The sequence below is a fragment of the Burkholderia sp. Ax-1720 genome (genome assembly GCF_011753035.1).
Lineage (GTDB): Bacteria > Pseudomonadota > Gammaproteobacteria > Burkholderiales > Burkholderiaceae > Burkholderia > Burkholderia gladioli.
The window spans coordinates 1-14,060 of sequence record NZ_VWWK01000096.1; the positions used below are offsets into that span (position 1 = coordinate 1).

The following is a 14,060-nucleotide window of genomic DNA, read 5'->3' on the forward strand; positions in this document are numbered from 1 at the left end:
CATCGCGCTGGTCGCCGCTGAAGCCGAGCGCGCCCGCCGCGGCGCGGCGCACTTCGGCCCGCGTATCGCCGGTCGCGAGCACGGCGATGGCGGGTAGCGCGCGCGGGTCCTTGAGCCAGCCCAGCACCGCCACCGCTTCCAGCCGCAACTCGGCGTCGTCCGAATCGAGCGCGGCCAGCGCCGGCTCGTAGGCATCGGCGTGGCGCAGCTCGCGCAGGGCGCGCAACACGGCGCGCGCCACGAAGGGTTCGGGCCGGCCGGCCCAGCGGCGCAGCGTGTCACCGGAAGCCGGGTCCTTCAGCTCCGACAGGCTTTGCGCGGCGGCCTCGCGCACGCCGGCATCGGCGTCGAGCAGGGCCGCGCACAGCGCCTCGATCGCCTCGGGCTGTTCCCAGGCGGCCAGCGCCAGGGCCGCCTCGCGGCGCACCGCGGCGTCGGCGTCATGGCCGAGCAGGGCGAGGAAGGCAGGCACCAGCTCGGGATCGCCGAGATCGGCCAGCTCGAACACGGCGATGCGGCGCACGGCCGGATCGGCATCGGCGGCGCGTGCCAGCAGCGCCCGCGCGGCGGGATCGACGCCGGCGGCCAGTGCCGGCAGGTCGGTGGGGTGGATCGGGGGCATGTCGGTCATCGGTCTTGCGGGGGCGAGGGAGCGTGAAGGTGGCGGGCCGCGCTCAGCGCAGCAGGTACGGGATCTCGACCTTGACGGCGCCGGTCGGGCAATCGCGTTCGCAGGGCATGCAGTACCAGCACTCGTCGAACTGCATGTAGGCCTTGCCCTTCGAGGTGTCGATCGCCAGCAGGTCGAGCGGGCAGACGTCGACGCAGACGGTGCAGCCCTTCTCGGCGATGCACAGCGCCTCGTCGATGGTCACGGGGGCGCTGCTGCGCTGGAGGATGTCGTGCGGGGTGGTCGGCATGGTCGGGGTTCTCAGCTGAGGGCGGGCGCGGCGTGAGCGTCGGCGCCGGTGGTTGCGTTGGCGGTCGCGTTGGCGGTGGCGCGCTCGCGGATCCGCAACTGCGAATACGCGCCCAGCTCCGCGTCGGAGACCGGCACCACGTAAGGCTCGACGGCGCGCTTCTCGCTTCTCATGCGGCCCTGGTCGTCGCGGCTCAGGTGCGTGTGGCAGAACCAGTCGCGGTCGTTGCGCTCGGGGAAATCGACGCGATGGTGATAGAGGCCCCAGCGGCTCTCGGTGCGGAACAGCGAGGCGCGCGCGGCCATCTCGGCGCAATCGCGGATCGCCCGCACCTCGGCCGCGCGCATCAGCTCGTGCGGGTGGGTGGCCTTGATCGCCTCGATGTCGGCGCCGATTTCCTCGAGGCGCTGCAGGCCGATCTCCATCTTGCGCGTGACCTTGGGCGGTTGCAGGTAGTCGTTCACCATGCGGCGCAGCTTGTACTCGACCTGGTTCGGCGCGAGGCCGTGCTCGCGATGCAGCGGCGCCAGCACGCGCTTGCGCTCGGCCGCCACCTGTTCCTGGTCGAGCGGCGCCAGCTCGCGCCCGGCGATGTCCTCGGCCGCGTGCTCGCCCGCGAACCAGCCGTAGGTGAAGGCGCCGAGCATGTAGTTGTGCGGCACGGCGGCCATGTCGCCGGCGGCGTAGAGGCCCGGCACGGTGGTGCGCGCATGCTCGTCCACATACACGCCGGAGGCGCTGTGGCCACTGCAGAAACCGATCTCGGAGATATGCATCTCCACCATCTGATGGCGGTAGTCGGTGCCGCGCCCTTCATGGAAACGGCCGCGGCTGGGCCGCTCGTTGGTGTGCAGGATCTGCTCGATGTTGCGGATGGTTTCCTCGGCCAGGTGGTCGAGCTTCAGGAACACCGGGCCGCGCCCGCTCTGCAGTTCCTGGTAGAACTCCCACATCATCTGGCCGCTCCAGTAGTCGCACTCGATGAAGCGCTCGCCCTGGCCGTTGGCGGTGAAGCCGCCCAGCGGCCCGGTCACGTAGGCGCAGGCCGGGCCGTTGTAGTCCTTGATCAGCGGATTGATCTGGAAGCACTCGAGGTTGGCCAGCGCGGCGCCGGCGTGATAGGCCATCGCGTAGCCGTCGCCGGCGTTGGTCGGGTTCTCGTAGGTGCCCATCAGGTAGCCCGAGGCGGGCAGGCCGAGCCGCCCGGCCGCGCCGCAGCAGAGGATCACGGCCTTGGCGCGGATCACCTGGAACTGCGCGGTGCGGCAGTTGAAACCCAGCACGCCGGCGGCGCGCCCCTGCGCGTCGGTCAGCACGCGGGTGGCGACCACGCGATTGGTGATCGCGATGCGCGCGCGCTTCAACTGCCGGTAGAGGATCTTCTTGATGTCGTGGCCCTCGGGCATCGGCAGCACGTAGGCGCCCATGTGATGGACCTTCTTGACCGCGTAGTCGCCGTTGCCGTCCTTCTCGAACTTCACGCCCCAGCGGTCGAGCTGCTCGATGGTGGTGTAGCTGTGCTTCGCGTAGGCATGCACGGCGGATTGATCGACGATGCCGTCGTTGGCGATGGTGATCTCGCGCGTGTACTGCTCGGGCGTGGCGTGGCCGGGGATCACGGCATTGTTCAGGCCGTCCATGCCCATCGAGATCGCGCCGCTGCGCTTGACGCCGGCCTTCTCCAGCAGCAGCACGCGCAGCGCCGGGTTGCGTTCCTTGGCCTTGATCGCGGCCATCGGGCCGGCGGTGCCGCCGCCCACCACCACCAGGTCGTAGTCGAGCACTTCATCGTTCATCACGGGGTCCTCCGGTGTTCATGCGGTTTCCTGCGATCGACGCGCAGCCGGTACTGGAAGGCGTCGCCGCGGAAATACAGATGTTCGTAATCGATCGGCGCGCCGGCCTCGTCGTGCGTCAGGCGCTCGATGCGCAGCACCGGGCTGCCGTCTTCCACGCGCAGCGCCTCGACGATGTCGTCGTCGGCGAGGATCGCGTCGATCGACAGGTCGGCATGGCCGAGCGGCACGCCGCAGTCGTTCTCCAGGATCAGGAAGATGTCGCGCGTGACGAGGTCGGCGCCGGCCAGGCGCTTGCCGAGCGCCTCCGGCACCCAGGTGATCTCGAGCGAGACCGGCTCGCGGTTGAGCAGGCGCACGCGGTGGATCTCGGCCACGCTGGCGCCCTCGGGCAGGTTCAGCCTGGCGGCCACGTGGCGATCGGCCTTGACGATGCCGAAGTTGCGCAGCTGGTTCACGATCTCGTAGCCCATCGACGACATCGCCTCGGCGAAGCCCTGCAGCGAGGCGACGTTCTGGAAGGCCTTCGGTTTCGACACGAAGGTGCCCTTGCCGTGCAGGCGGAACACCAGGCCTTCCTTCTGCAGATCGCCGAGCGCCTGGCGCACGGTGATGCGGCTCACGCCGTACATCGCGCACAGTTCGCTTTCGGACGGCATGCGGCTGTGGGGCGGGTAGCTGCCGTCGAGGATGCGAGAGCGCAGCGTGTCCTTGATCTGTTCGTAGAGCGGCTGCGGGGACAGCGGCACCAGGTTGGTTTTCGACATGGTCAACTTGTCATGACAAGACATGACGAGTGTAGGGAGCGTCGAATCCCCGCCAAACTAATCAATTCAGATATCGATTCCCGGTTTGGCGGGGATGGTGCTGGAGCGCTGGAATCGCGCTTATCGCGTCGGAAGGAAGGTCGGCATCAACGCGCGGCGGCTTCGGGCTGCCGGCGATAAGCCGCGCCCGCATGAGCTGCCGGCAGCGTGGCCGAGCCGCCGAACAGCTTCTCGCGCAGCGTGCCCTCGGCATAGGCGGTCTTGTAGCGGCCGCGCGCCTGCAGCTCGGGGATCACCAGCTCGATGAAATCCTCGTAGCTTTCCGGCGTGACCGTGCGCGCCAGGTTGAAGCCGTCGATATCGGTCTCGTCGATCCAGCCGATCAGCGCGTCGGCCACCTGCGAGGCGTCGCCGACGATGGTCGCGTAGCGCCCGCCCAGCGCCATCTGGCCGAGCAGGTCGCGCACCGTGAAATCGGGCCGGCCGTCGGTGACGCGCTGCACCGAGGATTCGATGCCGCGCGGTTTTTTCGTGCCGTCCGGTGCGATCACGTCGTCGAGATCGAAGCGCGAATAATCGATGCCGCTGCCGGCCGCGAAATGCGCGAGGCCGGCCTCGGGGCTGGCGTGGCGCGCGTACTCGGCGAACTTCTCGCGCGCCTCGGCCTCGGTGCGCCCGACGATCACCGTCACGCCCATGAAGATCCTCAAGTTCGCCGGATCGCGCCCGGCCTCGGCCGCCTGGCGGCGCAGCTCGGCCACCAGCTTGCGCGTGCCGGCGCGGCTGCCGCTCGACACGAACACGCATTCGGCATGGCGCGCCGCGAACTGCTGGCCGCGCCCCGAGGAGCCGGCCTGGAACAGCACCGGCGTGCGCTGCGGCGAGGGTTCGGCGAGGTGGTAGCCGTCGACCTCGTAGAAGCGGCCGCGATGGCGGATGCGGTGCACCTTGGCCGGATCGGCGAACACGCGCGCCTCGCGGTCGCGGCGCACCGCGCCATCCTCCCAGCTGCCTTCCCACAGCTTGTAGGCCACTTCCAGGTACTCGTCGGCGCGGTCGTAGCGCTCGTCGTGCTCGATCTGGCCGGCCAGGCCCATCGCGCGCGCCGCGCTGTCGAGGTAGCCCGTCACGATGTTCCAGCCGATCCGGCCGCCGCTCAGGTGGTCGAGCGTCGAGAAGCGCCGGGCCAGCAGGTAGGGCGCCTCGTAGGTCAGGTTCACGGTGATGCCGAAGCCGAGGTGTTGCGTGGCGGCGGCCATCGCCGAGACCAGCATCATCGGGTCGTTGACGGGCAACTGGATCGACTCGCGCAGCGTCAGGTCGAGCGACTGGCCATAGACGTCGTAGACGCCGACGATATCGGCGATGAACAGCCCGTCGAACAGGCCGCGTTCGAGCAGGCGGGCGAGGTCGGTCCAGTAGGCGAGCGAGCGGTAGTCGGTGGAACGATCGCGCGGATGCGTCCACAGACCATGGTTGATGTGGCCGACGCAGTTCATGTTGAACGCGTTCAGGCGGATCGGCTTTCCTGTCATCGTCGAGGGGCGCGCCCGGGCGGGTTGGTCGAAACCAGCTAGGCTCGCATGGTGCGCGCGCGTTCCCAACCAAGGAATCCGGATTTGCTTCGCAGCGATTCGACGATAGCGGCCTCGGCGCGGGCGGTGGTTGCGCTCGCGCCTCAGCGCCAGCGCGCGGCCGAGAACGGCGCCAGATCGATCGAGGGGCGCTCGCCCGACAGCAGTTGCGCGACCAGGCGGCCGGTCGGCGCGCCGGCGGTCAGGCCGATATGGCCATGGCCGAAGGCGTACACGGCGTTCTCGAAGCGCGCGGCGCGGCCGATCACCGGCAGGGAATCGGGCGTGCTGGGGCGGCGGCCCATCCAGCGCAGCTCGGCCTGCCCGGCCGCCTGCTCGGGGGCCGCGCCGAGCGCCGGGTACATGCGCCGCAACTGGCGCGCCAGCAGCGTGCAGCGGCGCCAGTCGGGCGGCGCGTCGAGCCCGGCGAACTCCACCGTGCCGGCGCAGCGCACGCGCCCGGCCATCGGCGTGCTGAAGATCTTCGCCTCGGACCACAGCGTCGGGATGCGCGGGCCGACCGCCGCTCGCGGCACCTCCAGGTGGTAGCCGCGCTCGGTGTCGAGCATCACGCGATCGCCGAGCCGGGCCGCGAGGCGCGCCGACCAGGCGCCCAGCGCCACCACCGCGCCCTTCACCTCGAAGGTGCCGGCGCTGGTGGCGACGCCGGTGAGCCGGGCGCCGTTGTCGATCACGCCGAGCACCTGCGCGTCGACGATCCTGCCGCCGCGTGCGAGCAGGTCGCGCTTGAGGCCCTCGACGAAGGCGCCGGGGTCGCTCAGGTGCCCGGTTTCGCGGATCAGCCGCGCGCGCAGGAAGCCGTCGGCAAGATCGGGCTCCAGCTCGCGCAGCGCCGCGCGCGGCACCTCCTCGACGGCGATGCCGTTCGCTTCCCGCAGGGACATCGCGTAGGCATCGCCGGCATGGCCTTGCTCGCTGGTGTAGGCGACCAGGTGGCCGCGTTGCTCGAACAGTTCGCCCAGCCCGGCTTCGGCGGCCAGCGCGCGGTAGGCCTCGACGCTGCCGGCGATCAGCCCGCGCAGGGCGCCGGCCTGGGCGGCCACGCGCTCGGGCGTGCCTGCCGCCACGAAGCGCGTGAGCCAGGGCAGCAGGCGCGGCAGGTAGCGCCAGCGCAGCACCAGCGGGCCTTCCGGATCGAGCAGCCAATGCGGCACATGGCGCAGCACGCCCGGCATCGCGACCGGCACGATCGAGGAGCCGTTCAGGCAGCCGGCATTGCCGAACGAGGCGGCCGCGCGCGGGTCGCCGCGATCGATCAGCAGCACCTCGTGGCCGGCGCGACGCAGGTAGGCGGCGGCACAACTGCCGATGATGCCGCCGCCGAGCACGGCGACGGGAAGCGAGGAAGCGGACATGCGCGGAAAAACCGATGAGGAAACGAGCCGGCGGCCATCGTGACATGACAAAAAGCTGACGGCCAGCATCGGCCGGAATCTGCCGGCTTCGGGCGTTTGCGGCGGGCTTCGGCCGGCCCGGCCCCGGGTGGGCGCGAGCGATGCCATACTGGGCGCCCGTCCCCGTTTCCCAAGGAGTGTGCGCGTGAGCGATCCCATTCATCGCGAGCTGAGTGTCGACGGCGTTCGCCTTCATCTGGTCGAACAAGGCGAGGGCCCGGCCGTCCTGCTCTGCCATGGCTACCCCGAGTGCTGGTATTCCTGGCGCCACCAGTTGCCGGCGCTGGCCGCGGCCGGCTACCGGGCGATCGCGCTCGACATGCGCGGCTACGGCGAGAGCGACAGCCCGCCCGGGATCGAGGACTACACCGTGCTGCGCCTGGTCGGCGACCTGGTGGGCGTGCTCGATGCGCTGGGCATCGAATCGGCGGTGGTGGCCGGGCACGACTGGGGCGCGGTGGTGGCCTGGCATGCCGCGCTGCTGCGAGCCGATCGCTTCCCGGCCGTGATCGCGCTGAGCGTGCCCTTCATCCCGCGCGGCCAGGTCAGCACCTCGCGCAAGCTGCCGGAGACGGAGCACGAGGTGTTCTACCAGCTCTATTTCCAGGAGCCCGGCGTGGCCGAGGCCGACTACGAGCGCGATACGCGCGGCTATCTGCGCGGCCTGCTGTTCGCCACCAGCGGGGACATGCCGCCGCCGGCCGAAGGCGAGCCGCCGCGCCGGCCGGGCATGGTGCCGCGCACGGGCCGGCTGCCGTATTCGGGGCCGGCGGTGCTGCCGGCCTGGCTCGGCGAGGCGGATGTCGACGTCTACACGGCCGCCTTCGCGCGCAACGGCTTTCGCGGCCCGCTGAACTGGTACCGCAATATCGAGCGCAACTGGCAGACGCTGGCTGCCTTCGAGGGGCGCAAGGTGGAGGTGCCGGCGCTTTATATCGCCGGCGAGCGCGACCTGGTGCTGGCTTTCAAGGGCAATTCTGCCTTGCTGGAGGCGCAGGCGCGGTGGGTGCCGCGCCTGGCGCGCACGGTGCGCCTGCCTGGTTGCGGGCATTGGACCCAGCAGGAGCGGCCCGCCGAGGTCAATCGCGAGATGCTGGCCTTCCTGGGCGAGGTGGGCTGGGGGCGGGGTTGAGCCTGGGCTTGGCGATGCCCGGCGCGCGCCTGTTCACGGCATGAAGCGCGAAACGGCGGCGCTGGGCATGTCAGCGGCTTTATAGCGGAATCGCCTCGCCATAGGCGCGCAGGTCGGCATGCTCGCGCAGCAGTTGCTCGTACAAGCCCTGGAAGCCCAGCCAGGCCACGTAATCGGACGCGAGATGGCGGCGGATGCCGCGTGCCTCCTCGTCGCCCAGCATCTCGATCGGGCCGGCCGCCTCGGCCAGCAGCTGCACCTGCGCGCAGCGCTCCATCGCGATGAAGCGGTAGACGGCCGAATCCACGCTCGAGCCGATCGTCAGCAGCCCGTGGTTGAGCAGGATCGCGGCCTTGCAGTCGCCCATGGCCTGCGCGATGCGCCGGCCCTCGTCGGTGGCGAGCACCACCACGTCGCCGCGAAACACCACGTGGTTCTCGAAGAACAGGCAGGCTTCCTGGTTGATCGGCGCGAGCAGCCGCTCGCGCGCGGCGAAGGCGCGGCCGTAGGTGGTATGCGTGTGCACGGCGGCCACCGCCGAGGCGATGGTGCCGTGGATGCCGCAATGGATCGCCACCGCGGCCGCGTTGACGGGGCCGTCGCCGTGATGGACCCGGCCGTCGTCGTCGATGCAGATCAGGTCGTCGGGGTGGACCGTCGAGAAGTGCTGCGCGTAGCGGTTGACCCAATAACGATCGTGATGCTCGGGGTCGCGCGCCGTGACGTGGCCGGCGATGCCCTCGGTCAGCCCGAAGCGCGCCAGCAGCCGATACGCGGCGGCCAGCTTGAGCTTGCGGTGGCGGCGCTCGGCCTCGATCGTCGAATAGGTATGCGGAACCGGCAGGGCGCCGCCGATCGGGGTGGGGATCTGGTAGTCGTTCGGGTCCGCTGCTGTCATGCGAGGCCTTCGGGGAATGGGGAGGATGGGGCGGCGGGCGTCACTGGCCCTCGATGGATGCATTCTCCGGCGCCGCGCTCGCCAGCGTAAAGCGACGATTGGGCAAGCTCGTGTGAGCTTTTTTCACAGGCGCCGGCGCAGTCATGCCGAAGCGTCACAGGCTGGTGACTTTTCGTGGATTGCCATGGAAATTCGGCCGGTGCTAAATGGCATCGACGCGGCAGGGCCAGCCCCGAGCCGCGCGACGCGCCCGCTCCCGGCGTGCGCCCGCCTGCCCACCGACCCAGCCACCGGACCCGCCCATGGCCGCTACCCACGACACGCAGCCCGCGCTGCCGCCCGACCTGATGAAACGCATCGCGTGGCGGATCGGCCCGCTGATGGTGCTGATGTACGTCGCCAACCAGCTCGATCGCGCCAACGTCGGCTACGCGGCGCTGACCATGAACGCCGAGCTCGGCATGAGCGCGGCGCAATACGGGCTGTCGGCCAGCCTGTTCTTCCTCGGCTACATCCTCTGCGAGGTGCCGAGCAACCTGTTCATGCATCGCTACGGCGCGCGCCGCTGGATGACGCGCATCCTGCTGAGCTGGGGCCTGCTGTCCTCGCTCACCAGCTTCGTGCCGAACGCGCACTGGCTCTACGCGGCACGCTTCCTGCTCGGCGCCTTCGAGGCCGGGCTCTATCCGGGCATGGTCTATTACCTGACCTTGTGGATGCCGGCGCGCAACCGCGTCTGGATGATGTCGCTGTTCACCATGTCGATCCCGCTCACGGGCATGCTCGGCGCGCCGGTGTCGACCTGGATCATGGAGCACGCGAGCGTGTTCGGCATCACCGGCTGGCGCGCCATGATCCTGCTGGAGGGCGTGCCGGCGATGCTGCTCGGCGTGGTGGCCTGGTTCTGGCTGCCCGACGGCCCGCATGCCTGGCGCGGGCTCGGCGAGGCCGACCACGCCCGCCTGCGCGCGGCGCTGGCGGCCGAACAGGAAAGCGCGGCCGCGACGGTGCAGCCCGACAGCGCGCGCAAGGCGCTCGGCAATCCGAAGGTCTGGGCGCTGGGCCTGGTCTATTTCGGCATCAACTCGGGAATCATCGGACTCCTGTATTTCCTCCCCCAGGTGGTGAAGACCTTCAGCGGCAGCGCTCACCTCTCGCTCACGCAGATCGGCCTGATCTCGGCCGTGCCGTTCGCGGTGGCGGTGGTGGGCGTGCTGGCCTGGGGCCGCCTGGTATCGCGCCGGCGCGTGCATGCCGGCCATGTGGCGGGGCCCTTGATGCTGTCGGCGGTGACGCTGGCCAGCGCGCTGTACCTGGGCTCGCCGCTGGCGACGGTGGCCGTGCTCGCGGTTGGCACCACCGCCTGCTTCTGCAGCATCTCGACCTTCTGGCAGTTGCCCACGCGCATCCTCACCGATCGCGCGGCGGCGGCCGGCATCGCGCTGATCACCAGCATCGGCGTGTCCTCGGGCTTTCTGATGCCGTATTTCATCGGCTGGGTGCGCGACACGACCGGCACCTTCCGGCTCGCCTTCATCGCCATCGCGGTGGCGATGACGATCGGCTCGGCGCTGGCCATCGTGCTCGATCGACCGAAGCGGCGCGCCTTCGAAGGAAGCATGGCGCTAAAATGAGGCTCGATTTTCCGGAGGACGAGCCGTGTCGCTGCGTCGAGGCATTCCCAGTCTGACCGCCTTGCAGGCCTTCGAGGCATCGGCGCGGCACCAGAGTTTCTCGAAGGCCGCCGCCGAGTTGCAGCTCACGCATGGCGCGATCTGCAAGAAGGTCAACGAGCTGGAGGCCAGCCTCGGCGTGGAGCTGTTCCGGCGCGTCAGCCAGCGGCTGGTGCTGACCGAGGCCGGCGCCGATTATGCCCACCGTATCCGCCTGCATCTCGAGCAGATCCGCCAGGACACCCAGCAGTTGCTCGCGCAAGGCGAGCGCTCCACGCTGCGCGTGGCGGTGGGCGTGACCTTCGGCGCGCAATGGCTGGTGCCGCGGCTGCCGCGCTTTCACGCGCGCCACGCCAATATCCAGCTACGCCTGACCGGCCGCGATCAGGCGACCTATTTCCAGGATCTCAATTTCGACGCCGCGATCCACTTCGAGAAGACCTTGTTGCCGGGCCTGGCCGGTCGCGTGCTGATCGCCGACGACGAGCTCTGGATCGTGGCCGCGCCGGGCCGCGTCGAGGGTGCCGATCCGGCCCGGATCGCCGCGATGCCGTGGATTCATGCGCGCGACCTGCCCGGCGCCTGGATGAACTGGGCCGAGGCCGCCGCGACGCCGCGCGCGGAGCCGCATGGCGGCGATCATTTCTTCGACTTCTTCATCATGGCGATCCATGCCGCCGTGGCCGGGCTCGGGCTGGCCTTGCTGCCGCGCCTATTGATCGAAACCGAGCTGAGGGAAGGGCGGCTGGTGCGCGTCGGCGATTATGCGACGGTCAATGCCCAGAAAACCTATCTGCTGTATCCGGAGCAGAAACAGGATTCGGCGCCGCTCGTCACCTTCGCCGGCTGGCTCGAAGGGGAAATGGCGGAATATCGCGCCTCGCGGGATGCCGCTCGATAGTTGAGCGCGATTCATTGTGTTATGAATCGATGTCGACGATATTAAGCATGGAAACGCAGTTTCCATTCCCGAATGGAGACAATCGGTATCAATCGGTGGAATAACAAAACATCCTCAAACAAGCTCAAGAAAACCTGAATAATTCTTAGCGCCGACTCTCGCCATTTATTTCAATTCCAGTACTGAAAATTCTTGTAATCGCGCTGGACAAACTTGTGAGGTCCGGCCGGCAAGGCCTTGGCGCCTAACTGCGGGGCTTGCCGCGGCACGGCAAAATAAAGCAGACACCTCTCCCAAACACGCGCGCTCGTTTGCATAATCGATTCGATCGAATCGATTGTATTGACAGTTCGAATTTGTCACTGTTGAATGCGTCGCTAACGAAAATATGAGAGGGCAAACCATGGTCGCGATGCATTCATTTCGTCCGTATCACGCGGACTGAGGTGGCATTGGAAAACCGCGCCGTGATTCCATCGCGCATTCACTCGCCGATCCGATTTTGCGGAACGGCGCGCGAACGTGTCCTTGCGCGCGGCTTTTCTTCCCGCGATCCCATCCATTCCCCTGCCAGTCATCCGCCCGTATTGCCGTGGTCGGCCGATCGAGCCAACCACGGCATGCGCTCGTACGCGCCGATCAGGCGCGCTTCCGTTTCGCAGGACGCATCCCTATGAACGCAGGTATTCCCCACGCAGTCCGTGCCGCCGATCCGGGCGAGCCGTCCGGTTCCAAGGCCGCGGACGCAAACGTTTCCTTCCAGCGCATCGACCATATCGCGCTCGCGGTGAAAGATCTCGAGGAGGGCGTGCGGCTGTTCCGCGACGTGCTCGGTTTCGAGCTGAAGCAGCGCCGCCATATCAAGGGCGCGCGCACCGGCATGGTGTCCGCCGAGATGGAGCTGAACGGCATTCGTTTCGTGCTGTGCCAGGGCACCGAGCCCGAATCGCAGGTCTCGAAGCTGGTCGAGCACCATGGCGTCGGCATCGCGCATATCGCGATGGCCGTCGAGGACGTGGAGACGGCCGTCGATTCGCTGAAGTCGCGCGGGCTCGGCTTCGACACCAAGGTGATCAAGGGCAGCGGGCTGACCCAGGCGTTTTCCTCGCGCTGCCACAACACCGGCATGAGCTTCGAGCTGATCCATCGCTCCGGCGAGGAAGGTTTTCTCGAGGACAACGTGCAGGACCTGTTCGACCAGCTCGAGCAATCCGGCAAGTACTGAAAACGACTGAATAGCGATCTAACCGGCACCGCCGGTCGACGCGCAGCGGCCAGGCTTTCCAGCCTGGCTCTGCGCGGCGCCTGTGTGCGTCCGCTGTTCCCGGCGACGGGATTATTGCAAGGATTTCATCATGGGTCGATTCCAGATCCGGCGCCGCGCGCTGGACCATTGCCCTGACGTGCTGGACCTGTTCGAGCGCGTGTTCCTGCCATCGCGCGGCAAGTTCCTGTTCGAAAGCAGCGTGGTGACGCCGGGTTTCTCGCGCTTCAGCTTCATGGGCGATGCCGGTGGCCCGCTCGGCGAAACCCTCAGCTACGACCAGCATGAGCGGCGCCTGAGCCTGCGGCGCGGCGAGCATGGCGAGACGCTGCGGGTCGAGAGCCTGTTCGACTGGCTCAAGGCCAGGCTCGCGACCATGGCCGTGGACGCGGACGACGAGCTGCCCTTCGATTTCAATCTCGGTTATGCCGGCGTGCTCGGTTACGAGCTGAAGGGCGAGACGGGCGGCACGCGGGCCTGGCGCTCGGACACGCACGATGCGGCTTTCGTGTTCGCCACGCGGCTGGTCGCGATCGATCATCGCGACGCCCGGACCTGGCTGCTGCATCTGGTCGACGGGGACGACGCGCAAGGCGAGCGTGAAGCCGAAGCCTGGTTCGACGGCGTGGAAGCGCAGTTGCGGGCGTCGGCGCTGACGGTGTCGGCGGCCCGTGCCGAAGCACCGCCGCGTCGCAGGCTGTCGCTGGCCGAGGTCGAGAACTGGATTGCCCGGCATGCCGTGATGCGCCACGACCGGGCCAGCTATATCGCGAAGATTCGCGAGGCGCTGATCGAGATCGTCAACGGCGAGAGCTACGAGATCTGCCTCACCAACCTGATCACCTTCGCCTTCGACCGCTCGCCGTTCGATCTCTATCGCGTGCTGCGCGAGCTTTCGCCGGCGCCGCATGCGGCCTATTTCGAGGTGGATGGCTTCGCGCACGTGGGTGCCTCGCCGGAGCGCTTCCTCAGCGTCGATCGCCATGGGCGCGCCGAGGCCAAGCCGATCAAGGGCACGCGCCCGCGCGGCGGCAGCGCCGAGGAGGATGCGGCGCTGATCGCCGACCTGCGCGGCAGCGAGAAGGACCGCGCCGAGAACCTGATGATCGTCGACCTGCTGCGCAACGACCTGGGGCAGGTCAGCCGGATCGGATCGGTGCATGTGCCCAAGCTGTTCGACGTCGAGAGCTACTCGCACGTCCATCAACTGGTGTCGACCATACGCGGCGAACTCAAGCCCGGGGTGTCCTCGGTCGACTGCATCCGTGCCGCGTTCCCCGGCGGCTCGATGACGGGCGCACCGAAGAAACGCACCATGGACATCATCGACCGGCTCGAGGAAGGTCCGCGCGGCATCTATTCCGGTTCGCTCGGCTGGTTCGGGCTGTCGGGCGCCTGCGATTTCAACATCGTGATCCGCTCGGTGACGATCAGCGAGGGCGTGGCCCGGCTCGGCGTGGGCGGCGCGATCACGGCGCTGTCCGATCCGATCGAGGAGTTCGAGGAAACCATCGTGAAGGCGCGCGGCGTGGCGGAAGCCTTGCGCCGTCTGGAGGCGGGGGCGATCGACGGCGAGGCTTCGGCGCCCCCGGCAAGCCGGCCCGAACGCGAGACGGCACGAGAGCACGACAGCGCAAGCACGGCAACGGAATAAGGGCGCGCGCGGCGCGCCATTCGGCAAACGAGATTCGCGATCGGGGCCGCGCTCGCGCTGAACGCA

At 68.6% G+C, this 14,060-nt stretch carries 12 protein-coding genes; 5 read left to right on the plus strand and 7 right to left on the minus strand.

Annotation, left to right across the window (positions count from 1 at the left end; genetic code table 11):
- The 6 genes from F3J18_RS23525 to F3J18_RS23550 form a co-directional block, all read right to left on the minus strand.
- On the minus strand, positions 1 to 631 hold a 631-nt coding region (locus tag F3J18_RS23525), incomplete at its 3' end, for a HEAT repeat domain-containing protein (protein WP_205195544.1).
- 43 nt (positions 632 to 674) lie between these two features.
- Positions 675 to 920 (minus strand): ferredoxin family protein, encoded by a 246-nt coding sequence (locus tag F3J18_RS23530; RefSeq protein ID WP_013690428.1) that lies wholly within the window; start codon positions 918 to 920, stop codon positions 675 to 677.
- 11 nt (positions 921 to 931) lie between these two features.
- Positions 932 to 2,716, minus strand: coding sequence for a fumarate reductase/succinate dehydrogenase flavoprotein subunit (locus F3J18_RS23535; protein WP_166914520.1), 1,785 nt, complete (start codon positions 2,714 to 2,716; stop codon positions 932 to 934).
- Positions 2,716 to 3,483, minus strand: a complete 768-nt coding sequence (locus tag F3J18_RS23540) for a GntR family transcriptional regulator (RefSeq protein ID WP_166914522.1) — start codon at positions 3,481 to 3,483, stop codon at positions 2,716 to 2,718. Before F3J18_RS23540 ends, F3J18_RS23535 begins: the two co-directional genes overlap by 1 nt.
- Positions 3,484 to 3,629: 146 nt before the next feature.
- Positions 3,630 to 5,018: an LLM class flavin-dependent oxidoreductase gene (locus tag F3J18_RS23545; RefSeq protein WP_166914524.1), complete on the minus strand. Its 1,389-nt coding sequence runs from the start codon at positions 5,016 to 5,018 to the stop codon at positions 3,630 to 3,632.
- A 143-nt stretch (positions 5,019 to 5,161) separates the two neighbouring features.
- Positions 5,162 to 6,433 carry an FAD-dependent oxidoreductase gene (locus F3J18_RS23550; RefSeq protein ID WP_166914526.1) on the minus strand — a complete coding sequence of 424 codons (1,272 nt, stop codon included), beginning with the start codon at positions 6,431 to 6,433 and terminating at the stop codon, positions 5,162 to 5,164.
- A gap of 184 nt (positions 6,434 to 6,617) precedes the next feature.
- On the opposite strand from F3J18_RS23550, the gene F3J18_RS23555 reads away from it, so the two are divergent.
- Entirely contained in the window at positions 6,618 to 7,604 is a 987-nt protein-coding gene (locus F3J18_RS23555) for an alpha/beta hydrolase (RefSeq protein ID WP_036029292.1), read from the plus strand.
- 79 nt (positions 7,605 to 7,683) lie between these two features.
- On the opposite strand, the gene F3J18_RS23560 is transcribed toward F3J18_RS23555, so the two are convergent.
- Entirely contained in the window at positions 7,684 to 8,502 is an 819-nt protein-coding gene (locus F3J18_RS23560) for a class II aldolase/adducin family protein (RefSeq protein ID WP_166914528.1), read from the minus strand.
- A gap of 302 nt (positions 8,503 to 8,804) precedes the next feature.
- Here F3J18_RS23560 and F3J18_RS23565 point away from each other — a divergent pair, with 302 nt between their 5' ends.
- From F3J18_RS23565 to pabB, 4 genes are all read left to right on the plus strand, one after another.
- Positions 8,805 to 10,136, plus strand: a complete 1,332-nt coding sequence (locus tag F3J18_RS23565; protein ID WP_166914530.1) for an MFS transporter — start codon at positions 8,805 to 8,807, stop codon at positions 10,134 to 10,136.
- A gap of 25 nt (positions 10,137 to 10,161) precedes the next feature.
- Entirely contained in the window at positions 10,162 to 11,076 is a 915-nt protein-coding gene (locus F3J18_RS23570; protein WP_166914532.1) for a LysR substrate-binding domain-containing protein, read from the plus strand.
- A gap of 673 nt (positions 11,077 to 11,749) precedes the next feature.
- Positions 11,750 to 12,301 (plus strand): VOC family protein, encoded by a 552-nt coding sequence (locus F3J18_RS23575; RefSeq protein WP_042285834.1) that lies wholly within the window; start codon positions 11,750 to 11,752, stop codon positions 12,299 to 12,301.
- A gap of 130 nt (positions 12,302 to 12,431) precedes the next feature.
- On the plus strand, positions 12,432 to 13,994 hold the full coding sequence (gene pabB / locus F3J18_RS23580) for an aminodeoxychorismate synthase component I (protein WP_166914534.1): 1,563 nt from the start codon (positions 12,432 to 12,434) through the stop codon (positions 13,992 to 13,994).
- The last annotated feature ends 66 nt before the right edge of the window (positions 13,995 to 14,060 follow it).